The organism is Burkholderia sp. BCC0097, from assembly GCF_902832985.1.
Classification (GTDB): domain Bacteria; phylum Pseudomonadota; class Gammaproteobacteria; order Burkholderiales; family Burkholderiaceae; genus Burkholderia; species Burkholderia orbicola.
In genome coordinates this window covers 527,441-553,562 of the sequence record NZ_CADFDM010000003.1, presented here as the reverse complement: position 1 = coordinate 553,562, position 26,122 = coordinate 527,441, and the positions used below count along the sequence as shown (strand labels likewise).

27 protein-coding genes are annotated in these 26,122 nt (G+C 67.8%); 23 read left to right on the top strand and 4 right to left on the bottom strand.

What is annotated here, in order from left to right; genetic code table 11:
- Positions 1 to 92: 92 nt before the first annotated feature.
- Both HWX07_RS12305 and HWX07_RS12300 read right to left on the bottom strand, forming a co-directional pair.
- Complete coding sequence (locus tag HWX07_RS12305; protein ID WP_175876424.1) at positions 93 to 887, bottom strand: PAS domain-containing protein; 795 nt, start codon at positions 885 to 887, stop codon at positions 93 to 95.
- A complete protein-coding gene (locus HWX07_RS12300) occupies positions 884 to 1,870 on the bottom strand; it encodes an ornithine cyclodeaminase family protein (protein WP_175876423.1) in 987 nt (328 codons plus the stop codon). The genes HWX07_RS12305 and HWX07_RS12300 overlap by 4 nt, the downstream gene beginning before the upstream one ends.
- A gap of 379 nt (positions 1,871 to 2,249) precedes the next feature.
- Here HWX07_RS12300 and HWX07_RS12295 point away from each other — a divergent pair, with 379 nt between their 5' ends.
- The 11 genes from HWX07_RS12295 (at position 2,250) to groL (ending at position 13,604) form a co-directional block, all read left to right on the top strand.
- Complete coding sequence (locus tag HWX07_RS12295) at positions 2,250 to 3,029, top strand: ABC transporter substrate-binding protein (protein ID WP_175876422.1); 780 nt, start codon at positions 2,250 to 2,252, stop codon at positions 3,027 to 3,029.
- A 68-nt stretch (positions 3,030 to 3,097) separates the two neighbouring features.
- Complete coding sequence (locus tag HWX07_RS12290; RefSeq protein WP_175876421.1) at positions 3,098 to 4,342, top strand: FAD-binding oxidoreductase; 1,245 nt, start codon at positions 3,098 to 3,100, stop codon at positions 4,340 to 4,342.
- Positions 4,343 to 4,852: 510 nt separating this feature from the next.
- Positions 4,853 to 7,606: a hypothetical protein gene (locus tag HWX07_RS12285; RefSeq protein ID WP_175876420.1), complete on the top strand. Its 2,754-nt coding sequence runs from the start codon at positions 4,853 to 4,855 to the stop codon at positions 7,604 to 7,606.
- 308 nt (positions 7,607 to 7,914) lie between these two features.
- A complete protein-coding gene (locus HWX07_RS12280) occupies positions 7,915 to 8,274 on the top strand; it encodes a hypothetical protein (RefSeq protein ID WP_023475290.1) in 360 nt (119 codons plus the stop codon).
- 27 nt (positions 8,275 to 8,301) lie between these two features.
- Positions 8,302 to 8,817 carry a sigma-70 family RNA polymerase sigma factor gene (locus HWX07_RS12275; RefSeq protein WP_011694183.1) on the top strand — a complete coding sequence of 172 codons (516 nt, stop codon included), beginning with the start codon at positions 8,302 to 8,304 and terminating at the stop codon, positions 8,815 to 8,817.
- Positions 8,814 to 9,596: an anti-sigma factor gene (locus HWX07_RS12270; protein ID WP_175876419.1), complete on the top strand. Its 783-nt coding sequence runs from the start codon at positions 8,814 to 8,816 to the stop codon at positions 9,594 to 9,596. Before HWX07_RS12275 ends, HWX07_RS12270 begins: the two co-directional genes overlap by 4 nt.
- Positions 9,597 to 9,622: 26 nt before the next feature.
- On the top strand, positions 9,623 to 10,045 hold the full coding sequence (locus HWX07_RS12265) for a quinol oxidase (protein ID WP_175876418.1): 423 nt from the start codon (positions 9,623 to 9,625) through the stop codon (positions 10,043 to 10,045).
- Entirely contained in the window at positions 10,042 to 10,674 is a 633-nt protein-coding gene (locus HWX07_RS12260) for a DUF1571 domain-containing protein (protein WP_175876417.1), read from the top strand. Before HWX07_RS12265 ends, HWX07_RS12260 begins: the two co-directional genes overlap by 4 nt.
- A 44-nt stretch (positions 10,675 to 10,718) precedes the next feature.
- Positions 10,719 to 11,231 carry an SRPBCC family protein gene (locus HWX07_RS12255; protein ID WP_175876416.1) on the top strand — a complete coding sequence of 171 codons (513 nt, stop codon included), beginning with the start codon at positions 10,719 to 10,721 and terminating at the stop codon, positions 11,229 to 11,231.
- Positions 11,232 to 11,623: 392 nt separating this feature from the next.
- Positions 11,624 to 11,917 carry a co-chaperone GroES gene (gene groES / locus HWX07_RS12250; protein WP_004186661.1) on the top strand — a complete coding sequence of 98 codons (294 nt, stop codon included), beginning with the start codon at positions 11,624 to 11,626 and terminating at the stop codon, positions 11,915 to 11,917.
- Positions 11,918 to 11,963: 46 nt separating this feature from the next.
- The gene (groL, locus tag HWX07_RS12245; protein ID WP_012328020.1) at positions 11,964 to 13,604 is read left to right on the top strand and encodes a chaperonin GroEL; all 1,641 of its coding nucleotides are present in this window, start codon (positions 11,964 to 11,966) and stop codon (positions 13,602 to 13,604) included.
- 145 nt (positions 13,605 to 13,749) lie between these two features.
- On the opposite strand, the gene HWX07_RS12240 is transcribed toward groL, so the two are convergent.
- Positions 13,750 to 14,616 (bottom strand): hydroxymethylpyrimidine/phosphomethylpyrimidine kinase, encoded by an 867-nt coding sequence (locus tag HWX07_RS12240; protein ID WP_012328021.1) that lies wholly within the window; start codon positions 14,614 to 14,616, stop codon positions 13,750 to 13,752.
- Positions 14,617 to 14,871: 255 nt separating this feature from the next.
- On the opposite strand from HWX07_RS12240, the gene HWX07_RS12235 reads away from it, so the two are divergent.
- The 8 genes from HWX07_RS12235 to HWX07_RS12200 all read left to right on the top strand — a co-directional run bounded on the left by HWX07_RS12235 (position 14,872) and on the right by HWX07_RS12200 (position 21,487).
- Positions 14,872 to 15,042: a rubredoxin gene (locus HWX07_RS12235; RefSeq protein ID WP_004186709.1), complete on the top strand. Its 171-nt coding sequence runs from the start codon at positions 14,872 to 14,874 to the stop codon at positions 15,040 to 15,042.
- 104 nt (positions 15,043 to 15,146) lie between these two features.
- Entirely contained in the window at positions 15,147 to 16,448 is a 1,302-nt protein-coding gene (locus tag HWX07_RS12230) for a hypothetical protein (RefSeq protein WP_175876415.1), read from the top strand.
- A gap of 182 nt (positions 16,449 to 16,630) precedes the next feature.
- Positions 16,631 to 17,209 carry a YqgE/AlgH family protein gene (locus tag HWX07_RS12225; RefSeq protein ID WP_011544736.1) on the top strand — a complete coding sequence of 193 codons (579 nt, stop codon included), beginning with the start codon at positions 16,631 to 16,633 and terminating at the stop codon, positions 17,207 to 17,209.
- A complete protein-coding gene (ruvX, locus tag HWX07_RS12220; protein WP_006476737.1) occupies positions 17,206 to 17,655 on the top strand; it encodes a Holliday junction resolvase RuvX in 450 nt (149 codons plus the stop codon). Before HWX07_RS12225 ends, ruvX begins: the two co-directional genes overlap by 4 nt.
- Positions 17,642 to 18,166 (top strand): bifunctional pyr operon transcriptional regulator/uracil phosphoribosyltransferase PyrR, encoded by a 525-nt coding sequence (pyrR, locus tag HWX07_RS12215; RefSeq protein WP_175876414.1) that lies wholly within the window; start codon positions 17,642 to 17,644, stop codon positions 18,164 to 18,166. Before ruvX ends, pyrR begins: the two co-directional genes overlap by 14 nt.
- Positions 18,167 to 18,239: 73 nt before the next feature.
- Positions 18,240 to 19,271, top strand: coding sequence for an aspartate carbamoyltransferase catalytic subunit (locus HWX07_RS12210; RefSeq protein ID WP_006476735.1), 1,032 nt, complete (start codon positions 18,240 to 18,242; stop codon positions 19,269 to 19,271).
- A gap of 61 nt (positions 19,272 to 19,332) precedes the next feature.
- Positions 19,333 to 20,610, top strand: a complete 1,278-nt coding sequence (locus HWX07_RS12205) for a dihydroorotase (protein ID WP_175876413.1) — start codon at positions 19,333 to 19,335, stop codon at positions 20,608 to 20,610.
- Between the two features lie 19 nt (positions 20,611 to 20,629).
- A complete protein-coding gene (locus tag HWX07_RS12200) occupies positions 20,630 to 21,487 on the top strand; it encodes a lysophospholipid acyltransferase family protein (RefSeq protein ID WP_175876412.1) in 858 nt (285 codons plus the stop codon).
- Between the two features lie 36 nt (positions 21,488 to 21,523).
- Here the strand turns inward: HWX07_RS12200 and HWX07_RS12195 are convergent, their stop codons facing one another.
- Positions 21,524 to 22,363 carry a symmetrical bis(5'-nucleosyl)-tetraphosphatase gene (locus tag HWX07_RS12195; protein WP_175876411.1) on the bottom strand — a complete coding sequence of 280 codons (840 nt, stop codon included), beginning with the start codon at positions 22,361 to 22,363 and terminating at the stop codon, positions 21,524 to 21,526.
- A gap of 343 nt (positions 22,364 to 22,706) precedes the next feature.
- Here HWX07_RS12195 and rfbB point away from each other — a divergent pair, with 343 nt between their 5' ends.
- From rfbB to rfbD, 4 genes are read left to right on the top strand one after another with little or no spacing between them, the layout of a single operon-like run.
- Positions 22,707 to 23,768 (top strand): dTDP-glucose 4,6-dehydratase, encoded by a 1,062-nt coding sequence (gene rfbB / locus HWX07_RS12190; RefSeq protein WP_012328028.1) that lies wholly within the window; start codon positions 22,707 to 22,709, stop codon positions 23,766 to 23,768.
- A gap of 11 nt (positions 23,769 to 23,779) precedes the next feature.
- The gene (rfbA, locus tag HWX07_RS12185) at positions 23,780 to 24,673 is read left to right on the top strand and encodes a glucose-1-phosphate thymidylyltransferase RfbA (protein WP_175876410.1); all 894 of its coding nucleotides are present in this window, start codon (positions 23,780 to 23,782) and stop codon (positions 24,671 to 24,673) included.
- Positions 24,658 to 25,209 (top strand): dTDP-4-dehydrorhamnose 3,5-epimerase, encoded by a 552-nt coding sequence (rfbC, locus tag HWX07_RS12180; protein ID WP_011544743.1) that lies wholly within the window; start codon positions 24,658 to 24,660, stop codon positions 25,207 to 25,209. The genes rfbA and rfbC overlap by 16 nt, the downstream gene beginning before the upstream one ends.
- Positions 25,202 to 26,101 (top strand): dTDP-4-dehydrorhamnose reductase, encoded by a 900-nt coding sequence (gene rfbD / locus HWX07_RS12175; RefSeq protein WP_175876409.1) that lies wholly within the window; start codon positions 25,202 to 25,204, stop codon positions 26,099 to 26,101. The genes rfbC and rfbD overlap by 8 nt, the downstream gene beginning before the upstream one ends.
- Positions 26,102 to 26,122: the final 21 nt, after the last annotated feature.

Genomic DNA, 26,122 nt, shown 5'->3' with positions numbered 1-26,122 from the left:
GGCTGCGCCCGCGTATCGCGAAGCATGGACGCTGCATCGGCGGCTCGGGACCGACGACCGGGTCCGGCCGTCATTGCGCCCCCGTGTCGCGCTCAGGCGTCGCCCTGCGTCTCCTTCAGGTGCTTGAGGTGCTTGTAGACCGTCGCGCGCCCCATCCCGAGCACGTTCGCGACGTAGTTCGCCGCGCTCTTGCCGCGGAACGCGCCTTCCGCGTACAGCGCCTCGACGAGTTCGCGCCGGTGCTCGCGCGTGAGCCCGTTCAGCCCGACCTGCCGCTCGCGCAGCCAGCCGTGCAGGAACGTGTTGATGCGCTCCTGCCAGTCGTCGCGGAACAGTTCGTCGGGTTGCGCGACGACGCCCGCGCCCTTGATGAACAGGTCGAGCGTCGCGCGCACCTCGTCGAACACCGCGATGTTGAAGTTGATGCACATCATCCCGGCCGGCCGGCCTTCGTCGTCGAACAGCACGTTGCTGACGCAGCGCATCCGCCGGCCGTCCCAGTTCAGCTTCTCGTACGGGCCGATCACGCGCTCGCGCGCCGAATGATCGATTTCCTCGAGCGCGGAATCGTCGCCGACCTCGCGCTTCGACAGATTGTTCGCGAGATACAGCACGGTCTGGTCGTGCAGGTCATGGATCACGACTTCCGCGTACGGGAAGAACAGTGCGGCGATACCGTCGGCGATCGGCGCATAGCGGGTGAGCAGCAGGTCTTTGACGGGAGATTTCTTCTTGCGCATCGGTGTCGCGATCTCGGGTGGGCGGGAGCCGGGCAGCGTGTCGGGCCGGCGCGCCGGCGCACCGTGGGGCGGCATGCCCGTGCGCCCGCGCGCGGCCGCCGCGGCGGTTGCGCCATTGTATCGGCCCCGCGCGCGCGTGCCGCTCATGCGTGCGTCAGATGCGTGTACAGCGCGTGCGCGATCGCGATGTCCTCGAGCCCGAGGCCGATCGAGCGGAACAGCGCGTGATGCGTGCGCGACGGCGCCGCGCAGGTGCCGACGACGAGCGCGGGCAGGTCGCCGACGATCCGGCCGGCATCCCAGCCGTGCTCGGCCGCCGCGATCTGCATTTCGCCGGCGCTCGCGGGCGTCGTGTGCCGGTAGTCACAGTAGACGTCCATGTCCGGCAGCCATGCGGGCGGGATTTCGTGGGCACGTGCGACGTTCGTGCTGATCGACGTGACGAGCGCGGGGCGCGTGAGCATCCCGTCGCCGAGCACGGGCGTGCCCGACGACGTGCACAGCATCACCACGTCCGCGTCGCGCACGCAGGCCTCGACGCTCGCCGCCGCGCGGGCGCGCGGGTCGAGCGCGGCGAGGCTCGCCTGCAGCGCCGCGTTGCGGGCCAGCGCGGGCGAGTACACGCGGATCGAGTCCCAGTCGCGCAGTGCCGCCGTGTGCTTGAGGTGCGCGAGGCCGACCGCGCCGGCGCCGACGATCGCCAGATGGCGCGCGTCGCGCGGCGCGAGGCAATCGACCGCGAGCGCCGTCGTGCCGGCCGTGCGCTCGACGGTCAGCAGCCCGGCGTCGCACCACATCAGCGGCTGGCCGGTCTGCATCGACATCAATGCGGTCCATGCGGTGACGATCGGTTTCCCGTCGGCGCTCCCGTCGGGTCTGCCGGCCGTCACGACGTACGGCGACAGCTTCGCGCCGAACACCTGCTCGTCGGCGAGCGCCCCGAGATACGTGATGAAGTCGCCGGCGTGGTCGGGAAATAGCGTGAGCGTCTGCGGCGGCTGCACCGCGCGCGCCGCGGCGAGCGACGCGAACATGCGGCGCAGTGTGCCGAGCACGTCGAGCGACGGCAGCGCCGCGCGCACCGCGGCTTCGTCCACCGTCAGCGGCAGGGTGGGGACGGTTTGCATCATGGGGGCATCTCCGGTTCGGGCTGGACAGAAAGTCTCGAAAGACGGCGTCCGATGAGGTTCGTGATGGACTAAAAGTCTAATATAGACAAACGAAGCCGGTGGGATTTTTCTTTTCGAGACTTTGATTCTTTGCGGAGAGTACGAAAAGCGCCATGAAATCAACGATGATTAGCGCTGGCCGGCGAATTTTTGGCGTGGAGCGATAGCGTCACATCCTAGTATCCCCTATAGTCTACAGTAGACTTTTAGTCTATATTTTGCGTGCAGAACTCGGCACGTCGCCAAGCGGCGGCCGCCTGCCCCGAATGCCGACCGGCGCCCGACCGTGGGCGTCGTGCGACCGATCTTCATCGCCTCAATCCAGAACAGAAGGACCGTCATGAACCGGAAGCTTTCCCTCTGCGCCGCCGCGGCGCTCGCGTGCGCGGCTGTCACGGCCCATGCGGAACCGACCACGTTGCGCTTCGGGATCGAAGCCGCCTATCCGCCGTTCGAGAGCAAGACGCCGTCCGGTCAGCTGCAGGGTTTCGACGTCGACGTCGGCAACGCGGTGTGCGCGAAGCTGAACATGAAGTGCGTGTGGGTCGAGAATGCGTTCGACGGGCTGATCCCGGCGCTGCAGGCGCGCAAGTTCGACGCGATCAACTCGGCGATGAACATCACCGCGAAGCGCAAGCAGAGCATCGACTTCACGCCGCCGATCTACGTGGTGCCGATCGTGATGGTCGCGAAGCGCGGCTCGCCGCTGAAACCCGACGTCGCGAGCCTGCGCGGCAAGCACGTCGGCGTGCTGCAGGGTTCGTCGCAGGAGGATTTCCTGAAGGCGCACTGGGCCAATGCGGGCGTGGCCGTCGTGTCGTACCAGGATCAGGACCAGATCTACGCCGATCTCGTCGCGGGGCGTCTCGATGCTGCCGTGCAGGAAGCGCAGACCGCGCAGGATGGCTTCCTCGACAAGCCGGCCGGCCGCGACTACCAGATCGTCGGCGAGCCGCTGAAGGATCCGGCGACGCTCGGCGAAGGCACGGGCTTCGGGCTGCGCAAGAACGACAAGGTGCTGCAGGCGAAGATCGTCGGCGCGCTCGACGCACTGAAGAAGGACGGCACGCTGAGCGCGCTGTCGCAGAAGTATTTCAAGCGCGACATCATCGCGAAGTAAGCGCCGCCGCGTGCCGGCCGCGGCGGCCGGCGCACGGCGCATCCCATCTCGACGCAGTGCGGGGAACCATGGATTTCGACGTCATCGTTCTGGGGGCCGGCATCGTCGGCGTGTCGTCGGCGCTGCATCTGCAGGATCGCGGGCTGCGCGTCGCGCTCGTCGACCGGCGCGCGCCAGGCGAGGAAACCAGCCACGGTAATGCCGGGTTGATCGAGCGCTCGTCGGTCGTGCCGTATGCGTTTCCGCGCCGGCTCGGCACGCTGCTGCGCTATGCGCGCAACCGCTCGGTCGATCTCTATTGGGACTACCGCGCGCTGCCCGCGTATGCGGGCTGGCTCGCGCGCTTCTGGCGCGAATCTTCGCCGCGGCGGCTCGCGGCCGCCGCGCGCGACCTGCTGCCGCTCGTCGCGGCGAGCGTCGTCGAGCACGATGCGCTGCTCGCGCGCACCGACGCGCAGCCGCTCGTGCACGACGGCGGCTGGATCGAGGCGTTCCGTTCGCCCGCGCTGTTCGATGCGGAAGCGCGCGCGCAGCAGCGGGTGGCCGCCGCGCACGGGCTGCGGATGACCGTGCTCGACGCGCATGCGCTGCGTGTGCGCGAGCCCGGTATCGGCGACGCGTTCTGCGGCGCCTTTCACTGGCAGGACCCGAAGACCGTATCGAGCCCGGGCGGGCTGACCAAGGCCTATGCGCGGCTGTTCGAGCGCGGCGGCGGCACGTTCGTGCGCGGCGACGCGACGACGCTCGTGCAGGTCGATGACGGCTGGCAGGTCCGGACCGAACACGGGCCGATCTCGGCGCGCTCGGCCGTGGTCGCGCTCGGGCCGTGGTCCGATCGGGTGTTCGCGCCGCTCGGCTACCGGATTCCGCTGCGCGCGAAGCGCGGGTATCACATGCATTACCGGCCGACGCGCACGCCGTTGAACGTGCCCGTGTGCGATACCGAGGCAGGCTTCGTCGTCGCGCCGATGGAGGGTGGCCGCCTGCGGCTCACGACGGGCGTCGAGATCGCGCTGCCCGACGCGCCGCCGACCGGCGTGCAGCTCGCGCGCGCCGAACCGCTGGCGCGCGACGCGTTCGGCATCGGCGAGCGGCTCGATCCGGAGCCATGGGTCGGGATGCGGCCGTGCACGCCCGACATGCGTCCGGTGATCGGGCCGGCGCCGCGGCACCGTCATCTGTGGTTCGCGTTCGGCCATTGCCATCACGGGCTCACGCTGGGGCCCGCGACCGGCCGCCTGCTCGCCGAAATGATGACGGGCGCGCCGACCTATATCGATCCCCATCCGTACCGGCCCGCCCGTTTCGGCTGAACCCCCGGCGCGCAGATGCGATTTCAGCCGCCGGCACGCGCCGGCGGCAATGTGCGTGCTTCACAGTTTTTCATTCTGCTGTCCGGCTTGTCGAAATCCACGTAATCGGAAATGATCTGCGTAATCGACAAGAAAGAAAATTTCGCGATAAAAGAAAATCGGCAAATTCGCGATTTATCAATGCATTTTCATATTGATGAAATGCGTAATGGGCAGCTGATTTTGATGGTATAGGGATCGTCGCGGCCACGCGTCCCGGCGTTACGCGTAATGTACCGGAACACGTTACCACGGGGCTCGCAAACGTTACGTTACATCCGCGTGCCGAGCGTCTTTTTCATCAGACGATTGATGCTCCGCCACCCGTTAATTTCGCCTGAAATCGATTAAAAAGCGTTATTCCAAGTAAATCGGCAGAGGAATCAATCCGGTTTTTGGAATTGGCACGCTTCGTGCAATCCGTCCCCATGCTTTGTCAACGTAGTGCCAACCGAGATGGGGAAAATAACGATGGGACAGAATTTTAAATTGACGGGCGTGGCGCTGTCGGTCGCGACGGTGTTCGGGGTGCTGGCTTCGGGTTCCGCGATGGCGGGGGCGCTCGACTCGCTGCCGATCCCGCAGGTGATCGTCAATCCGCCGACGAACAGCGTGTCGGTCGGGCTGGTCGCGACGGGCACGTCGCCGCTGGGCTCGGTCACCGTGACGGCGGGCGGGGCGGGTGCGATCCAGACGTCGTTCGGCGAGCCGGGGCAAGTGCTGTCGGGCGCCGTGGGGGCGGTGACCGGTGCACTCGGCGGTGGCGGCGGCACGGTGCAGCCGCTCGGGGCGGTGCAGGGCGTGGTGAACCAGGTGACGGGTGCGCTCGCTGGCGGCAACCCGGCAGGTGCGTTGACGGGGATGCTGAATACGGCGACGGGGACGTTGAGCAATGCGCTCGGCACCGCAACGGGTGCAGTGGGTGGTATCGGTAGCGGCGCGAATCCGCTGGCGCCGGTGCAGGGTGTGGTGAATCAGGTGACGGGCGCGCTGAGTGGTGGCAACCCGGCCGGTGCACTGACCGGCGCGCTGAATACGGCAACCGGCACGCTGAGCAGCGCGCTCGGCACGGCAACGGGCGCACTGGGTGGTATCGGTGGCGGCGCGAATCCGCTGGCGCCGGTGCAGGGTGTGGTGAATCAGGTGACGGGCGCGTTAAGCGGCGGCAATCCGGCCGGTGCGCTGACGGGCGCATTGAATACGGCAACCGGCACGCTGAGCAGCGCGCTCGGCACGGCAACGGGCGCACTGGGTGGTATCGGCGGTGGTGCGAATCCGTTGGCGCCGGTTCAAGGCGTCGTGAATCAGCTAACGGGTGCGCTCGGTGGCGGTAACCCGGCGGGTGCGCTGACGGGCGCAGTCGGCACGGTGACCGGCGCACTGGGCAATCTCGGCGGAGGGGCGAATCCACTGGCAGCGGTTCAGGGTGTCGTGAACGGGCTGACGGGTACGATCGGTGGTGGCGATCCGGCCGGCGCACTCACCGGCGTCGTTGGCACGGTCACCGGGGCGCTGGGTAACCTCGGCAGCGGCTCGAACCCGCTGGCGCCGGTGCAAGGCGTAGTGAATGGCGTTGCGGGCGCGCTTGGCGGTGGCAATCCGGCCGGCGCCTTGACCGGCGCGCTCGGCACGGTGACAGGCGCATTGGGCGGTGTTGGCGGCGGTAACCCGGCAGGTGCATTGACCGGCGCGCTTGGTACTGTGACAGGTGCACTGGGGGGCGTTGGCAGTGGCAATCCGGCCGGCGCCTTGACCGGGGCGCTCGGTACGGTGACGGGCGCGTTGGGTGGCGTTGGCGGCGGCAACCCGGCCGGCGTCTTGACCGGCGCACTCGGTACGGTGACCGGCGCACTGGGCGGCGTTGGCGGCAACAACCCGGCGGGCGCCTTGACTGGCGCACTCGGCACGGTGACGGGTGCATTGGGCGGCATCGGCGGCGGCAACCCCGCTGGCGCACTGACCGGCGCCCTCGGCACCGTAACCGGCGCCTTGGGCAACCTCGGCGGCGGCGCGAACCCGATCACCCCGATCCAGAACATCGTGAACCAGGTCACGGGCACGCTCGGCAGCGGCAACCCGACTGGCGCACTGAGCAACGCGGTCAACACGATCACCGGCACGCTGGGCAACGTCGGCGGTGCCGGCAGCCCGCTCGCGCCGGTGCAAGGCGTCGTCACGCAACTCGCCGGCACGCTCGGCAACGGCGATCCTGCGGGTGCGCTGACGAACGCACTGAACTCGGTGACGGGCGCGCTCAGCGGCGCGAACCCGCTGGCGCCGGTGCAGGGCGTCGTGAACCAGGTCGTCGGCACGCTGTCGGGTGCGGGCGGCGGGAGCCCGATCACGCCGATCACGAACCTCGTCAATGGTTTGCAGAACGCACTGCCGAGCGGTAATCCGGCCGGCGCGCTGACCGGCGCACTCGGTTCGGTGACGGGCGCGCTCGGCAACCTCGGCGGCACGAACCCGCTGGCACCGGTGCAAGGCGTCGTCAATCAGGTCGTCGGCACGCTCGGCGGCAGCAACCCGGCCGGCACGCTGAGCAACGTGGTCGGGACGGCCACGGGCGCCCTCGGCAACGCGGTCGGCTCGGTGGCCGGTGCACTCGGCGCACTGGGCGGCACGAGCCCGCTGGCACCGGTGCAGGGTGTCGTGAACCAGGTCGTCGGTACGCTCGGCAGCGGCAATCCGGCCGGCGCACTGACGGGCGCGCTGAACTCGGTGACGGGCGCCCTCGGCAATCTCGGCGGCTCCAATCCGCTGGCGCCGGTGCAAGGCGTCGTCAACCAGGTGGTCGGCACGCTGTCCGGTGCGGCCGGCAATAACCCGATCGCCCCGATCACGAACCTCGTGAGCGGCCTGACGGGCGGCGGCAACCCGGCCGGCGCACTGACCGGTGCGCTCGGTTCGGTGACGGGCGCACTCGGGTCCGGTCCGGCGGCGCTCGGCCAGGCGGCCGGTTCGACGGCAGCGGCGGGCGGCAGCCTGCTCGGCGCAGGCGCGAATGCGGCCGGCGGTACGGCCGGCGCGGTCGGTTCGCTGCTGACGACGGGCGCCAACTCGACGGCGACGGTCGTCAATGCGGCCGGCACGTCGGTGGGCACGGTGCTCGGTTCCGCACCGGGCCTGTCGGTGACGCCGCATTCGGGCAACGGCTCGGCGAACAACCCGCTCGCACCGGTGACGACGCTGCTTCAGTCGCTGACTGGCGCATTGCCGAGGTAACCGGCCGAACCCGCACGACGGCGCCGCATCGGCCGTCGTGCGAGACGCTCGCGCGATACGGCCCGTGCAACAGCGGGCGCGCAACGCGGCATGACAGCGATGTCATGCCGCGTTGTCATTTCAGGCTTCCGCTCGCTTTCGTCGCATGAATGATCGCCGCCGCGCATCGCGGCATGGAATAACCGGCCGTCGCCGTCCGTTTACATACCGAGTTCCGGCACCGCCGGCCGGCGGGATAATGATCGTGACGCAGCCGATCGTCCCGTTCGGCGGCACCGTGTCGCGACACGACGTCAAGGAGAACGGGAATGAAACGGATGCTCTTCGCCGCCGCGCTGACGGCGGCGATCGTGCGACCGGCGGCCGCGGAACCGCCACAGGTCGGCGACGGGAAACTGGTCGACGAAGCGCACATGACGCTGTACGTGTTCGATCGAGATGCGCCGGGCAAGAGCATGTGCGACGGCACGTGCGCAGCCAACTGGCCACCCGCGCTCGCCGACGCGTACGACAAGGCGTCGGGCGCGCTGAGCCTCGTCGCCCGCGACGACGGCAAAAAGCAGTGGGCATACCGCGGCCGCCCGCTGTATCGCTGGAAGATGGACCACAAGGCCGGCGACGCGGGCGGCGACGGAATCGGCGGCATGTGGCACGTCGCACGGCCGTGACCGCGCGGCGACGCGCGAGGCATCCCGATGAGCTATGAGTCGGACCTGCTGGTGTGGCTCCCGCATCTCACGCGCTATGCGCGTGCGCTGACGGGCGAGCGCGCGTGGGCCGACGATCTCGTGCAGGACACGCTCGAGCGTGCGCTGAACCGGCCGCCGCGCGACGGCGGCAACCTGCGCGCGTGGCTGCTGACGCTGTTGCGGCACCGCTTCATCGACCAGTTGCGGGCGCGGCACGAGATCGCGGTCGACGACGCGACGGCGCCGTGGCAGACGATGGCCGCGCCGGCCGGCGAGGTCGGCGGCCTGGAGTTGCGCGACGTGCAGCGCGCGCTGTACCGGCTGCCGGTCGAGCAGCGCGAGGTGCTGTTGCTGGTCGCGCTCGAGGAGTTGAGCTATCGCGATGCCGCGCAAGTGCTCGGCGTGCCGGTCGGCACGGTGATGTCGCGGCTCGCGCGGGCGCGTGCGCAGATGCGCGCGTTGCTGTCGGACGCGCCGTCGTCGCACGGCACGGCCACGTTACGGGTGATCGGGAAGCCATGATGGACGATCCGCGCAAGCCTTCGAACCAGCAGGACGACGATGCGTCGGCGCAACTGCTGTCCGCGCTGCTGGACGGCGAACTGTCCGGGCACGAGCGGCGCGAGATGCTCGAGCGCCTGCAGTCCGATCCGCAGGAAGCCGAACGATTCGCGCATTACCGTGCGCAGCGCGATGCGCTGAAAGCACTGTTCCCGTTGCCGGCCGCCGCGCCCGCGTTGTTCGTGCAGCGCCGCACGCCGCGCTGGCGCACCGTCGCGCAGGCGTTCGCGGGGCTGGCGGCCGGGCTGCTGATCGGCGTCGCGCTGCATGCGGGCTGGGCGGCGTTCGGCAGCGAACCGGCGTTCGCGGCGCGCGCCGATGTCGCGTATGCCATGTACGCCGCCGATCGCGAGCATCCGGTGGAAGTCGGTGCGGCCGATCCCGAGCGTTTCGCCGCATGGCTGTCGGCGCGCCTCGGCCGGCCGGTGCGCGCGCCGTCGCTCGACGAATACGGTTATGCGCTGCTGGGCGGCCGGTTGCTGCCCGGCGACGCGGGGCCGGCCGCGCAACTTATGTACGAGCGCGCGGACGGCGCGCGCGTGACGCTGTACATGACCGCATACGATGCGCGTCGCCTCGCGCCGCAGGCGATGTCGGCCGACGGCCGCTACACGTATTTCTGGTCGGATCGCGGCATGGGTTTTGCGCTGTCCGGCCGTGGCGACGAACGGCGTCTGCGCGAACTCGCGATCGACGCATGCGGTGCGCTGGGCGGGCCGACCGACGCGTGGAAGGGATGACGCGCGGCGCCCGCAGGGAGCAGGCGATGAAGACGGCGATGAGGAAAGGGTTGGTGCTGACGGCGGTCGTCGCGGGCACGATGCTTGCGCGAGCGCAGGGCGACGCGCCCGTGCGCGTGCCGGTCGATGCCGATGGCGTGCAGCGCGTGACGATCGTCGGCGGCAGCTATTTCTTCCGGCCGAACCACGTGATCGTCCGCGCGCACGTGCCGGTCGAGCTGACCGTATCGGCCGAGCCCGGCGTGGTGCCGCACAGCTTCGAGATCGACGCGCCGCCGCAGGCTGGCGTCGCGGTGCATACCGAGCTCGGCACCACGCCGAGAACGTTTCGTATCACGCCGCAGCAGCCGGGCCGGTTCGCCTACTATTGCACGCACCGGCTGCTGTTTTTCAGCAGCCATCGCGAGCGCGGGATGGAAGGCGTGCTCGATGTCGAGGCGGCGCCGTGATCGCCGCGTTGCTGGCCGCGAGCCTGATAGGAGCGAGCATGACAGCCGATCCCGTGACCTTCGCGCAGTCGCATTTCGACCACGTCCGCTCGTACCGCGCGACGATCCGCTCGTCGGCGCGCGACGGCGAGCGCACCGAAATCCGCTACGCGTACCTGAAGCCGGGCTTCGTCCGGATGGATTTCGTGTCGCCGCATCGCGGCGCGGTGCTGGCGTACGATCCCGGCGACGGCAAGGTGCGGCTGCGCCCGTTCGGCACGCATGCGCCCCCCGCGCTGACGCTGTCGCCGTCCAATCCGCTCGTGCGCGACCGCGCCGGCCACCGGGTCGACCGCTCGGACGTCGGCGAACTGCTGCGCAACGTGCATGCGCTGCAGCAGGGCGGTGCGACGGTGACTGAAGGGGAGGAAACCGTCGGCGGCCGGACCGCGCTGCGCGTGCTGGTCACGGGCGCGCCCGCGCACGCGATCGACGGTGTGCATCGCTACCGGTTGTGGCTCGACGCCGCGGACGGTTTTCCGCTGAAGGTCGTCAGCTACGCCGACGATGACGACGTGCCGCTCGAAACCGTGACGCTCGACGACGTGGAGATCGACGTCGCGTTTCCCGAGCGTTTCTTCGCGCCCTGACGGCGCGCCGATCCGCGTTCCCGAACGCGCCTGCCGGAGGCTGCATGGCGGAGTACCGGTTTTCGACGACCTGGCGGGTGGATGCGCCGCTCGCGGCGGTCTGGGATGCGATCTATCAGGTCGACCGCTGGCCCGACTGGTGGAAGGGCGCCGTGCGTACCGTCGAGCTCGAGCCAGGCGACGCGCGCGGCGTCGGCGCCTTGCACCGGTATACATGGAAGGGCGCGCTGCCGTACCGGCTGACCTTCGACATGCGCGTGCGGCGCGTCGAGCGGCCGCATGTGCTCGAAGGCCATGCGAGCGGCGCGATCGAGGGCGACGGACGCTGGTCGTTCGCCGCCGCCGGCGCGCGCACCGTCGTGCGCTACGACTGGCACATCCGCACGCATGGGTGGATGAACTGGCTGGAGCCGCTGGCACGGCCGCTGTTCCGATGGAATCACGACGTCGTGATGCGCGAAGGGGCGAAGGGGCTCGCGCGGCGGCTGGGTGTGGCCGTCGAGACGGAGGGCCGGACCTTCCGGCCGCTGCCGGACGCGGACTGCGCCGACGCGTGAGATCGGCCGGGCGACGCCGGCGAACGAGCACGTCGCGGCAGACGAAATCGGCGTCCGCACGGTTTTTTCGATGCGATGTCACCGGTCTCAGGAACTCCGGGCTTACCCGGTGTCCAAACGGGGCTGGATGACAGGCGCGGGCCGCTCGAGCCCGTCCGCCGGGGCGGCTGCGTACGTCATGACTTTGTTTTGAAAGGGTTTTTGGTTGTTTTCGTGGATTTTCCCGCCGCGTCGTCGCCCCAAAAATTCCTCTGGTTCCCCTTCTTGAATTTGTCAAAACCCGTCCATATAATTAGCACTCGCTGCACGAGAGTGCTAACAATTCTCTGCCGGGCGATAAGCCGGGCAGATTCCCTAAGCGTTCTTCAATCTCAGTCAAGAGAGGAGTGAATATGAACCTTCGTCCTTTGCACGATCGCGTGATCGTCAAGCGCCTGGATCAGGAAACCAAGACCGCCTCGGGCATCGTGATCCCCGACGCCGCTGCTGAAAAGCCGGATCAGGGCGAAGTCCTGGCGATCGGCCCGGGCAAGCGCGACGACAAGGGCGCCCCGATCGCGCTCGACGTGAAGGTCGGCGATCGTGTCCTGTTCGGCAAGTACGCAGGTCAGACCGTGAAGGTCGACGGCCAGGAACTGCTGGTCATGCGCGAAGAAGACATCATGGCCGTGGTCAACGCCAAGTAAGCGTCCTCCGACGGTACATATTCCCAAGAATTCAAGGAGTTAGAAGATGGCAGCTAAAGACGTCGTATTCGGCGATTCCGCCCGTTCGAAGATGGTCGAAGGCGTGAACATTCTCGCCAACGCAGTCAAGGTCACGCTGGGTCCGAAGGGCCGCAACGTCGTGCTCGAGCGCAGCTTCGGCGGCCCGACGGTCACCAAGGACGGTGTGTCGGTCGCGAAGGAAATCGAGCTGAAGGACAAGCTCCAGAACATGGGCGCGCAAATGGTCAAGGAAGTCGCTTCCAAGACCAGCGACAACGCAGGCGACGGCACGACGACGGCAACCGTCCTCGCGCAATCGATCGTTCGCGAAGGCATGAAGTACGTCGCATCGGGCATGAACCCGATGGACCTGAAGCGCGGCATCGACAAGGCAGTCGCAGCGGCTGTCGAAGAGCTGAAGAAGATCAGCAAGCCGTGCACGACCAACAAGGAAATCGCACAGGTCGGCTCGATCTCGGCGAACAGCGATTCGTCGATCGGCGATCGCATCGCTGAAGCGATGGACAAGGTCGGCAAGGAAGGCGTGATCACCGTCGAAGACGGCAAGTCGCTGGCCGACGAGCTCGACGTCGTCGAAGGCATGCAATTCGACCGCGGCTATCTGTCGCCGTACTTCATCAACAACCCGGACAAGCAAGTCGCCGTCCTCGACAACCCGTTCGTGCTGCTGCACGACAAGAAGGTGTCGAACATCCGTGATCTGCTGCCGGTGCTCGAGCAAGTCGCGAAGGCTGGCCGTCCGCTGCTGATCATCGCGGAAGACGTCGAAGGCGAAGCACTCGCGACGCTGGTCGTCAACAACATCCGCGGCATCCTGAAGACCGTTGCGGTCAAGGCGCCGGGCTTCGGCGACCGTCGCAAGGCGATGCTGGAAGACATCGCGATCCTGACCGGCGGTCAAGTCGTCGCGGAAGAAACCGGCCTGACGCTCGAGAAGGCAACGCTGGCAGAACTGGGCCAGGCGAAGCGCATCGAAGTGGGCAAGGAAAACACGACGATCATCGACGGCGCAGGCGAAGCCGTGAACATCGAAGCACGCGTGAAGCAAGTGCGCGCGCAAATCGAAGAAGCGACGTCGGACTACGACCGTGAAAAGCTGCAAGAGCGCGTGGCCAAGCTGGCAGGCGGCGTTGCAGTGATCAAGGTCGGTGCTGCGACCGAAGTCGAAATGAAGGAAAAGAAGGCACGTGTCGAAGACGCACTGCACGCCACGCGCGCAGCTGTGGAAGAAGGCATCGTGGCAGGCGGCGGCGTCGCGCTGATCCGCGCACGCACCGCGATCGCAGGCCTGACCGGCGCGAACGCCGACCAGAACGCCGGCATCAAGATCGTGCTGCGCGCGATGGAAGAGCCGCTGCGCCAGATCGTCACGAACGGCGGCGAAGAAGCCAGCGTCGTGGTGGCGGCGGTTGCTGCAGGCCAGGGCAACTACGGCTACAACGCAGCAACGGGCGAGTACGTCGACATGGTTGAAGCTGGCGTCGTCGACCCGACCAAGGTCACGCGCACCGCACTGCAGAACGCAGCTTCGGTTGCAGGCCTGCTGCTGACGACGGACGCAGCTGTCGCAGAACTGCCGAAGGAAGACGCACCGATGCCGGGCGGCATGCCGGGCGGCATGGGCGGCATGGGCATGGACATGTAATCGACTTCGGTCGAAGATGTCCGGAGCGCGCAGCGATGCGCGTTCCAGCCAAAAGAAAAGACCCGCAGCGATGCGGGTCTTTTTTATTTGCACGCGGAATTCGGCGTGCCGTTCGCGGCGGCGGGACCTGCCCGCCGCGCGCAACTCAATGCCTGTGCGACGTCCTTGCGACCAGGTCGGCCTTCACGGCCGGCGGCGTGTCGGACTCGTCGTTGCTGCGTGCCCAGAAGAACCGGTCGGGCAGGTACGCGCCCATGCCGGGCCGGAACGCGTCGCGCACGGCCTGGTACAGGTATTCCTGCGCCTCGCGCACGGCTTCGGGCGGCTCCTGGCCGTTCGCGAGCAGTGCCGCGATGGCCGCGCCGAGCGTATCGGTGATGCCCATCAGCCGGTGCGGCGAGCGATCCCACATGTCTTCGCGAAGCTGGCCTTCCTCGCCGTACAGCGTATTGACGAGCCGGTGCGAACCGGTTTCCGACGACAGGATGTATTCGCAGCCCTGCGACAGCAGGTGCGACACGGCCGCGTCGAGATTCGGCGCCTCGGCATCGCCGTCCGGCTGCGCGAGCGCGATCAGTGTCGCGTGGTCGGCGACCAGCAACGTGGTTTGCGGCGCCAGCAGGTCGGCGATCGATTCGCGCAGGTCGTCGGCGGCGAGCACGTGTTCGTCGTCGAGCGTGAAGTCCGGCGCGAGCACGAGCGGCACGCCGTCGTAGTCGGCGACGACTTCGGCGATCGCGCTCACGACTTCCGCGCGCGTCGCCGCGCCGATCTTGAACGCGGCAACCGGCATGTCTTCGAGCAGCATGCGCGCCTGCGCGGCGACGACGTCGGGGTCGAGGCCGGTAACTTCATCGCAGGCGGCCGAGTCGCGCACGGTATAGCCGGTCAGGACGGACACGCCGTGACAGCCCATGCTCGCCAGGGTCATCAGATCGGCTTGGAGGCCGGAGCCACCGGTGGGATCGGACAGGCCGAAGGTGAGGACGATCGGAGGGGCGTTGCTGGACATGTAGAAATGGGGCAAGAGAAAAACGGACGAGCGACGGACATGCGGACGGCGAGGCGAATGGGCGGGTTCGGCCCTGTGTTGCCCGGCAGGCCGCACTTTTCAACCATTATGCGGTGGAATCCGGCCGGTACGACGGATTTTTTAGCGCAGCGCAACGTAGGCGCCGTCCTCCAGCGCGATTGCTAGGCAGTCCGGCCCCGACACGGTACCATCATGGCTCCCGAATTTACCGACTTTTCCCCGACGCGGCTTAAGATGGAATACAAGAGCTGGATGTGCCTGATTTGTGGCTGGATTTACGACGAAGAAGCCGGGCTGCCGGAAGAGGGCATTGCCCCGGGCACGCGCTGGGAAGACGTCCCGATCAACTGGACGTGCCCTGAATGCGGCGCCCGCAAGGAAGACTTCGAGATGGTCCAGATCTGACCGGGCCCCTCGCCCACGGACACTCCGCTCAGGCCTCGCACCGGCCCGGCGCTCGCGCGCCGCGGTTCGCGCGAGCGACTTGACGATGACAGGCGCGCGTGTCCATGACGTCCGATCCGGCGAACGTTCCCCACCCTGACGCATTGCCCAACCCGCGTGGCGGGGCCGTGCGCGCGGCTGACGCATGGCTGGCGGCGGCCGCCGACGCATTCGAGCGGCGCGACGATGCAGCGGCGCCGCTTGCCGCGGCCGCGGCGGTGCTGGCGGAAGCCGGCTGGCTGCCGGCCGCGCGTTTCGCTGGACAACTGTCGGCCGCCGTGCCGCTCGTCGCCACCGAGCCGACTACGGCCGGCTGGCGTGCCGCGCTGCGCGATTTTCGTGCGGCCGTCGGGCGCCACAACCTGCGCGAGCTTGCGTGCTCGCCCGTTCTCTTCGAGCACTTCCGTGCGTTGCGCGCGCAAAGCGCCGCCGACCTGCGCACGCGCGCGCCGCTCGATGCGCTCGCGCTGGTCGGCCGCGCGGTGCCGCCTGCCACGCTGCGTGCGCTGCCCGATGCATTCGCGACCCGGATTCGTGCCCGCTACGAGCAGGCGCTGCTCGGCGTGCTGCGTGCCGAGCACGGCGCGCCGGGCGCGGCGCTCGACGAACTCGACGCGATGCTGGCCGCGCTCACCGACGACGGGCCGTACGATTTCTGGCGGCTCGCGGCCGCTTGCGCGCGCGCGCTGCGCGCAAGCGGCGCGCCCGAGCTGAAGCGCTTTCTCGCGCGGACCAACCTGCTGCTCGGTGAACACGCGCAGGGCCGGCGCGGCGCGCCGCCCGAACTGGTGCGCGAGACGGTGGCGCTGCTGTGGCGCGATTTCGCGCTGTTCGGCGCCGCGGCCGAGGACGTCGCGCTCGTCGACGTGCTGCACGACTACGGATTGACGGTCGACTGGCACGTGGCCGGCACGCCCGCCTCCGAAGCCTTGTGGGAGGCCGATGCCGCGCGGGCCGAGCACGAGGCGGTCGCCGCCGCGCCGACCCGCGCGCTCGGCGTCGTGACCGTCAACGCGCATGCCTATGAAGATTTCCTGCAGACCGCCGACGCATCGATGGCCGATCTGGCGGCCAACCCGGCCACGGCCGATGCCGGCGCCGCGTGGCACGCGTCCGGCGCGGCCTACCGGGTCGGCACGGCCGCCTGCGCGCTCGGGCTCGGTCACGCGGCGCTGCTGGCCGACACGCTCGGTCTGGCGTGGCGTCGTGCGGCGCATGGCGTGCCGCTTGCCGACGGCGGCCTCGATGCGCACCGCCACGCGTCCGACATGCTGCGCGCGGCGCTTCTGAAGATCGCGGCCGGCGTCGCGCCGCCGGATCTCACGGCCGCGTCCGAAGCGCTCGGCACGGCGCTCGGCCGGACCTGACGAACAAGGGGACGGACACGCGACGGCGGCCCTTGCCGCGCGGGCCCGCAACACGCTGCCGACAGCGCCCGCGCGCGTGTTAGAGTGCCGTGTGATCCGCGCGCGCCGTTGCCAGCGTGGCGCGGCGTTGCTTGTTGATCGCGGCCCGGTCAGGTCGCGGCGTCTTTGCTAAAATTCAAACCATGTCAAAGCCTTCCGATCGCATCAATCTCACCAACCAGTTCCTGATCGCCATGCCGAACATGGCCGATCCGACGTTCTCGGGAACGGTGGTCTATCTTTGCGATCACAGCGAGCGCGGTGCGCTCGGCCTCGTCATCAATCGTCCGACCGACATCGATCTCGAATCGCTGTTCAACCGCATCGACCTGAAGCTCGACATCGAGCCGCTGCTGCACATTCCGGTGTACTTCGGCGGTCCGGTCCAGACCGAGCGCGGCTTCGTGCTGCACGAGCCGGTCGAGGGCGCGAGCTACAACTCGTCGATGTCCGTGGACGGCGGGCTCGAGATGACGACGTCGAAGGACGTGCTCGAGGCGGTCGCGACGGGCACCGGCCCGAAGCGCTTCCTGCTCACGCTCGGCCATGCAGGCTGGGGCGCCGGGCAGCTCGAGGAAGAAATTGCCCGCAACGGCTGGCTGACCGTCGCGGCCGATCCGCGCATCGTGTTCGACACGCCGGCCGAAGAGCGCTTCGAAGCCGCGCTCGGCCTGCTCGGCGTCAGTTCGTCGATGCTGTCCGGCGAGGCAGGGCACGCATGAGTGGCGCGAGCGCGCGCGATGCGACGCTCCTGGCGTTCGACTACGGCGAAAAACGGATTGGCGTCGCTATCGGCAACGCGCTGACGCGCTCGGCCCGTGCGCTCGTCGTGATCCAGAACCTGAACCGCGAGCACCGCTTCAAGGCGGTCGGCGACCTGCTGGCCGAATGGCGGCCGGATGCGCTCGTCGTGGGCCTGCCGATGCATCCGGACGGCACGCCGCACGACATGACGCAGCAGGCGAAGCGTTTCGGCAACCAGCTGAACGGCCGCTTCGGGCTGCCCGTCACGTGGGTGGACGAGCGCTATTCGTCGGTCGAGGCGGAAGCCGGGCTGCGCGAGCGCAACGTGCGCGGCCGCGCTCGCACCGACATGCTCGATGCCGAGGCCGCGCGCGTCATTCTTCAACAGTATCTCGATCAATTGTCCGACCATGAGCACCATTGACGCCGAGGCGCTTTACCGCGTCCTGCTCGACCAGATCCGCGCCGCGTACGGCACGGCGTTCGCCGAACCGGGCGGCCCGCGGCTCGCCGGCATTTACAGCGGCGGCGCGTGGCTGGCCGAGCGCCTCGCGCGCGATCTCGGCGCACCGGCGTTCGGCGTCGTCAACGTCGCGCTGCATCGCGACGACTACGCGAAGAAGGGGCTGCACAGCCAGGCCAGCCCGACGTCGCTGCCGTTCGAGATCGACGGCACGCGCATCGTGCTCGTCGACGACGTGCTGTACACCGGGCGCACCGTGCGCGCGGCGCTCAACGAGTTGTTCGACTACGGCCGTCCGGCCGCGGTCGAGCTCGCTGTGCTCGCCGATCGCGGCGGCCGCGAGCTGCCGCTCGCCGCGCGCTTCGCGGGCGGGACGCTCGACGTGCCGGCCGACGCGACGCTCGTGCTCGCGCGCGACGAGGCGCGGTTCACGCTGCGTATCGAGGCACAGAGCGAGTCGCACGGCGCCTGAACGACACGCGAACCGTATCCCGGGCCGCTGGTTTGCACCGCGGCCCGTTTGCATAGTTGGAATCACGCACACCATGACCACCGACACCACTGGCCGCACCGGCAATCCCGCGGCGGCCGCGAGCCCCGACCGGTTTCGCTACGGTTTCCTGAAGGGCAACCCGCAGCTCACGAAAAACGGCGAGCTGAAGCACCTGCTGTCGATCGAGGGCCTGCCGCGCTCGATCGTCAATCACATCCTCGATACCGCCGAGCAGTTCGTCAGCGTGACGGACCGTGAAGTGAAGAAGGTGCCGTTGCTGCGCGGCAAGTCCGTGTTCAACCTGTTCTTCGAGAACTCGACGCGCACCCGCACGACCTTCGAGATTGCCGCGACGCGCCTGTCGGCCGACGTGCTGAACCTGAACATCAATGCGTCGTCGACGAGCAAGGGCGAATCGCTGCTCGACACGATCAACAACCTGTCGGCGATGCATGCCGACCTGTTCGTCGTGCGCCACGCGTCGAGCGGCGCGCCGTACCTGATCGCCGAGCACTGCGCGCCGCACGTGCACGTGATCAATGCCGGCGACGGCCGTCATGCGCACCCGACGCAGGGCCTGCTCGACATGTACACGATCCGTCACTACAAGCGCGACTTCACGAAGCTGCGCGTGGCGATCGTCGGCGACATCCTGCATTCGCGCGTCGCGCGTTCCGACATCCACGCGCTCACCACGCTCGGCGTGCCGGAAGTGCGTGCGATCGGCCCGCGCACGCTGCTGCCGGGCGGTCTCGAGCAGATGGGCGTGAAGGTGTTCCACAACCTCGACGAGGGGCTGAAGGGCGTCGACGTGATCATCATGCTGCGTCTGCAGAACGAACGGATGAGCGGCGCGCTGCTGCCGTCCGCGCAAGAGTACTTCAAGACGTGGGGCCTGACGCCCGAGCGCCTCGCGCTCGCCGCGCCCGACGCGATCGTGATGCATCCGGGGCCGATGAACCGCGGTGTCGAGATCGATTCGCAGGTCGCCGACGGTCCGCAATCGGTGATCCTCAACCAGGTCACGTTCGGCATCGCGGTGCGGATGGCGGTGATGGGCATCGTCGCCGGCAACAGCGACTGAGCCCGCTTTCGCGCCTCCTCGTTCAGGCATTCAACGCAATCAACGCATTCACAGACAGCGCATGAAGATTCATATCAAAGGCGGCACGCTGATCGACCCGGTCGCCGGCACCGAAGGGCAGGCCGACGTATTCGTCGCGGACGGCAAGATTGCCGCGCTGGGCAGTGCGCCCGCCGGTTTCAACGCGGACCAGACGATCGACGCGTCGGGCCTGATCGTCGCACCTGGCCTCGTCGACCTGTGCGCGCGGCTGCGTGAGCCGGGCTACGAACACAAGGCGACCCTCGCGTCCGAGATGGCCGCGGCCGTCGCGGGCGGCGTCACGACCCTCGTGTGCCCGCCGGACACCGATCCCGTGCTCGACGAGCCGGGCCTCGTCGAAATGCTCAAGTTCCGCGCACGCAATCTGCACCAGGCCAACGTGCATCCCCTTGGCGCGCTGACGGTCGGCCTCAAGGGCGAGGTAATCACCGAGATGGTCGCGCTGACCGAATCCGGCTGCGTCGGCTTCACGCATGCCAACGTGCCGGTGCGCGACACGCAGGTGCTGCTGCGCGCGCTGCAGTACGCGAGCACCTACGGCTACACGACGTGGCTGCGTCCGCTCGACGCGTTCATCGGCCGCGGCGGCGTGGCCGCGAGCGGCGCGCTCGCGTCGCGGCTCGGGCTGTCCGGCGTGCCGGTCGCGGCCGAGACGATCGCACTCCACACGATTTTCGAACTGATGCGCGTGACGGGCGCACGCGTGCACCTCGCGCGGCTGTCGTCGGCGGCCGGGCTCGCGCTCGTGCGTGAGGCGAAGGCCGAGGGGCTACCCGTGACCTGCGACGTCGGCGTGAACCACGTCCACCTGATCGACGTCGATATCGGCTACTTCGATTCGCAGTTCCGGCTCGATCCGCCGCTGCGCAGCGAGCGCGATCGCGAAGCGATTCGCGTGGCGCTCGCCGACGGCACGATCGATGCGATCTGCTCGGATCACACGCCAGTCGACGACGACGAGAAGCTGTTGCCGTTCGGTGAAGCGACGCCGGGCGCGACGGGGCTCGAACTGCTGCTGTCGCTGACGCTGAAGTGGGCGGACGAGACGCGCACGCCGCTCGCGCAGGCGCTGCGCCGCATCACGTCCGCGCCGGCCGACGTGCTGCAGCTGCCGGCAGGGCGCCTCGCCGAAGGCGGCGCGGCCGACCTGTGCGTGTTCGATCCGCGCGCGCACTGGCGCGTCGAGCCGCGTGCGCTGAAGAGCCAGGGCCACAATTCGCCGTTCCTCGGCTACGAACTGCCGGCCACCGTGCGTACCACGCTCGTGACCGGACAGGTCGCGTTCGAGCGCCACTGAACCACGCGGAACCTTCGCCATGATCGCCTTTCGCAAGCTGCGTCTCGCCTTTCACCTGTTGCGCGGCATGGTGATCGTCGCGCTGCGTTTTGCGCACGTCACGCCCGCGCGCCGCGCCGAGCTGATACGCCGCTGGTCGCTCAAGCTGCTGCGGATCTGCGGGATGCGCCTCGTCGTCCACAACGACGGCGCGCGGCTCGACGCGAGCGCGCTGGTTGTGGGCAACCACGTGTCGTGGCTCGACATCTATGCGGTCAACGCGTGGCGGCCGACGCCGTTCGTGTCGAAGGCCGAGGTGCGGCAGTGGCCGGTCGTCGGCTGGCTCGCCGAGAAGCTCGACACCGTGTTCCTGCAGCGCGAGAAGCGTACCGAGGCAATGCGGATCATGCACGAGATGGCCGAGCGCCTGCGCACAGGCGGGCTGATGTGCGTGTTTCCGGAAGGGACGACGTCCGATGGCCAGGATCTGCTGCCGTTCCATGCGAACCTGTTCCAGGCCGCGGTATCGGCCGGCTGCGCGGTGCAGCCGATCTGCCTGATGTACGAGGACGCGCAAGGGCGGCAGTCGGTCGCGCCGGCCTACACGGGCGATCTGTCGCTCGGCACGTCGCTCGACATGGTGTTGCGCGGCGGCCCGCTCGTCGCGCATCTGTACGTGTGCGAACCGATCGCGCCGGGCGGTGACCGGCGGGCGACGTCTGCCGCGGCGCGCGACGCGATCGCGGCCGCACTGGCGACGCTGCAGGAGAAGGTCGGCAAGCCGACGGCCGAGTCGCTCGCCGAGTTGCAGAAGCATGCGTTTCCAGCGACCGAAATTGGTGCCGGTGCGGCGGGCGACGCGGCAGCCGATGCGCCGGTGCCGGGGCGCGAGGGCTGACGCGCGGCCGGCCGGATCTGGCGAATCAGCGTGCCGTCATTCGCCGCCCGGCGAACGGCACGCTTCGCACTGCACCTGCGTGACCGTGCGCTGCGCCGGGTCGGCCGTGAGCCGCACGGCCGACAACTGATTCCCCCATACGCATCCTGAATCGAGCGCGACGACGTTGTCGCGCAACATCAGGCCGAGCGCGGCCCAGTGCCCGAACACGACCGTCACGTCCTCGGTGCGGCGCCCCGGCACGTCGAACCACGGCAGGTAGCCGGGCGGCGCGCTGTCGGGGCCGCCATTCGCCTTGAACTCCATCGCGCCGTCGGGCGTGCAGAAGCGCAGGCGCGTGAACGCGTTGAATGCGACGCGCATCCGGTCGCGTTTTTTCAGGTTCGGCGTCCATTGATTCGGTTCGTTGCCGTACAGGCCTTGCAGCATGTCGCGCCAGTCGGGGGCACGCAGCGCGCGCTGGAGCTCGTCCGCGAGTTCGAGCGCGAGCGTGGCGTCCCATTGCGGCAACACGCCGGCGTGCACGAGCAGCTTTCCGTCTTCGACATGCACGAACGGGCGATGGCGGACCCAGTCGAGCAGCGCGTCGGCGTCGGGCGCGTCGAGGATCTCGCCGATCGTGTCGCCCGGACGCTCGGTGCGCAGTCCAGCGGAGACCGCGAGCAGGTGGAGATCGTGATTGCCGAGCACGACGGTCGCGCGCGGGCCGAGGTCGACGACCGCGCGCAGCGCGGCAAGGGAGCCGGGGCCGCGGTTGACGACGTCGCCGGCGAGCCAGAGGGGCGTGTCGACGGAGGGCGAGAGCTTGTCGAGCAGCGACTGGAAAGCGGAATGACAGCCTTGGATGTCGCCGATAGCGATGGGGGGGAGGGTCATGAGGTGGCGGACTTTGCGAGTATCGATAAGGTGGGAAAAATCATCCATTCATGGCGTCATGACGCAATTTTTGTTCCGCATAACGGGCTGGTCGGGTAGGGAAATTTCACAGTTGGAAAGGGTTCGAAGCGCTGTATCAAGTTGTTAGCGGCATGGCTTTTGCAGGGGGCGGCTCCCTATAATTGTCTCTTTCCCCAACAAAATTAGCATTTCATGACTTTGGAGGCCATGTCGACCGGTTAAAATTCCCGGTTGGACGTGGCAATCACAAGCTACTAGCATTTGCGAATCTGAGGTGGCAGGCGCCTGATGGCGTCTGCCGCACATTATTTGAGGGAGCCTCATGATCCTGGTTACGGGCGGCGCGGGTTTTATCGGTGCCAATTTTGTACTCGACTGGCTGCGCGCATCCGACGAAGCCGTGCTCAACGTTGACAAGCTGACGTACGCAGGGAACCTGCGCACGCTGCAGTCGCTGGACGGAAACCCGAAGCACGTGTTTGCGCGCGTCGACATCTGCGACCGTGACGCACTCGACGCCCTCCTGGCCGAGCACAAGCCCCGCGCGGTGCTGCACTTCGCCGCGGAAAGCCACGTCGATCGCTCGATCCACGGTCCCGCGGACTTCGTGCAGACCAACGTCGTCGGCACCTTCACGCTGCTCGAGGCTACCCGCCAGTACTGGAACGGTCTGAACGACGCCGACAAGGCCGCGTTCCGTTTCCTGCACGTGTCGACCGACGAGGTGTTCGGTTCGCTGTCGGCCACCGACCCGCAATTCTCGGAGACGACGCCGTACGCGCCGAACAGCCCGTATTCCGCGACGAAGGCGGGCTCCGACCACCTGGTGCGCGCGTACCATCATACGTATGGCCTGCCGGTGCTGACGACGAACTGTTCGAACAACTACGGCCCGTACCAGTTCCCGGAAAAGCTGATCCCGCTGATGATCGCGAACGCGCTCGCGGGCAAGCCGCTGCCTGTGTATGGCGACGGCCAGAACGTGCGCGACTGGCTGTACGTCGGCGACCACTGCAGCGCGATCCGCGAAGTGCTCGCGCGTGGCGTGCCCGGCGAGACGTACAACGTCGGCGGCTGGAACGAGAAGAAGAACCTCGAAGTCGTGCATACGCTGTGCGACCTGCTCGACAAGGCGCGGCCGAAGGCGGCAGGTTCGTACCGTGACCAGATCACCTATGTGACCGACCGGCCCGGCCACGATCGCCGCTACGCGATCGATGCGCGCAAGCTCGAACGCGAACTCGGCTGGAAGCCTGCGGAAACGTTCGAGACCGGCCTGGCAAAGACGGTCGACTGGTATCTCGACAACCAGGTGTGGGCCGATGAGGTCGCATCGGGCGAGTACCGCAAGTGGGTCGAGACGAACTACGCGAAACGCACTTGAGGAGAGAAGCGATGGCACGTAAAGGCATCATTCTCGCCGGCGGTTCCGGCACCCGGCTGTATCCGATCACGCACGTCGTCTCGAAGCAACTGCTGCCGGTGTACGACAAGCCGATGATCTACTACCCGCTGTCGACGTTGATGGTCGCGGGCATTCGCGACGTGTTGATCATCTCGACGCCGCAGGACACGCCGCGCTTCGAGTCGATGCTCGGCGACGGCAGCCAGTGGGGGATGAACATCCAGTACGCGGTGCAGCCGTCGCCCGACGGTCTCGCGCAGGCGTTCATCATCGGCAAGGCGTTCGTCGGCAACGATCCGTCGGCGCTGATCCTCGGCGACAACATCTTCTACGGTCACGACCTCGCGAAGCAGCTCGAGCGCGCGCATGCGCAGGAAACGGGCGCGACCGTGTTCGCGTATCACGTGCACGACCCGGAACGTTACGGCGTCGTCGAATTCGACAAGTCGTTCCGCGCGCTGTCGATCGAGGAGAAGCCCGTGAAGCCGCGTTCGAACTACGCGGTGACGGGCCTGTACTTCTACGACAACCAGGTGTGCGATATCGCGGCCGACATCAAGCCGTCGCCGCGCGGCGAGCTTGAAATCACCGACGTCAACTCGCGCTATCTCGACAGCGGCGCGCTGAACGTGGAGATCATGGGGCGTGGCTATGCGTGGCTCGACACCGGCACGCACGATTCGCTGATCGAGGCGGCCAGTTTCATCGCGACGCTGCAGAAGCGGCAAGGTCTCGTGGTCGCATGCCCGGAAGAGATCGCGTATCGCCGCAACTGGATCGACGCGGAGCAAGTGCTGAAGCTCGCCCAGCCGCTCGCGAAGAACGCATACGGTCAGTACCTCAAGAACATTCTTACGGATCAAGTCGCATGGCCATCCAAGTAACGGCAACGGCGCTGCCCGAAGTCAAGATCATCGAGCCGAAGGTGTTCGGCGACGCGCGCGGATTCTTCTACGAAAGCTTCAACGGGAAGGAATTCGCTGAGCAGGTCGCACCCGGCGTCGAATTCGTGCAGGACAACCATTCGCGCTCGTCGAAGGGCGTGCTGCGCGGCCTGCACTATCAGATCCAGCACGCGCAGGGCAAGCTCGTTCGCGTGGTCGAGGGCGAAGTGTTCGATGTCGCCGTCGACATTCGCAAGGATTCGCCCAACTTCGGCAAGTGGGTGGGTGTGGTGCTGTCGAACGACAACCATCGGCAACTGTGGGTGCCGCCCGGCTTCGCGCATGGGTTCGTCGTGCTGTCGGAGGCCGCGCAGTTCCTTTACAAGACGACCGACTACTGGTTCCCCGAACACGAGCGCAGCATCGTGTGGAACGACCCGGAGATCGGGATCGAGTGGCCGATCGATTTCGAGCCGCTGCTGGCGGCGAAGGATGCGGCCGGCAAGCGTTTGAGCGAAGCCGAAGTTTATGCGTGAGGTGGGTGTGACTCCTGAGCCGACGATCCTCGTGACGGGTGTGAATGGCCAGGTCGGGTTCGAACTGCTGCGCTCGCTGCAAGGACTCGGCCGCGTGGTGGCATGCGACCGCTCGATGCTCGACCTGTCCGACCTCGATCGGGTGCGCAGTGTCGTGCGCGAGCTGAAGCCGTCGATCATCGTGAACCCGGCCGCGTACACGGCCGTCGACAAGGCCGAGACGGACGTCGACGCCGCGCGCCGGCTGAATGCCGAAGTCCCGCGTGCTTTCGCAGAGGAGGCGGCGCGCCTCGGTGCAGCGCTGGTTCATTACTCGACCGACTATGTGTTCGACGGCACCAAAGAGGGTGCCTATGTCGAAACGGACGCGACCAACCCGCAGAACGTCTACGGGCTGACCAAGCTGGAAGGCGAGCAGGCCATCGCGGCGACAGGTTGCGCACACTTGATTCTGCGGACGAGCTGGGTGTACGGCCGCCGCGGCAAGAACTTCCTGCTGACGATGCTGAAGCTCGGGAGCGAGCGTCCTGAATTGCGTGTCGTCGCGGATCAGGTTGGCGCGCCGACATGGTCGAAGACGATCGCCACCGCGACCGCGCACATCGTCGCGCAGGCGTTGGCGGCCGATGACGCGGACTGGTGGACACAGCGTTCCGGCGTCTATCACTTCACGTCCGCGGGCGCCACGTCGTGGCACGGGTTTGCCGAAGCAATCTTCGCCCAGGCGATGGGCGAGCATGCGCCGAAGGTGTTGCCGATTCCGGCGAGCGACTACCCGGTTCCCGCCAAGCGCCCGTCCAATTCGCGACTGTCGCACGACAAGCTGACCGAAGCATTCGGATTGCGGTTGCCGGACTGGGCCGATGCGTTGACGCTGTGCCTGAGTGAGTAACTTGAATCAGAATTCCGCGGT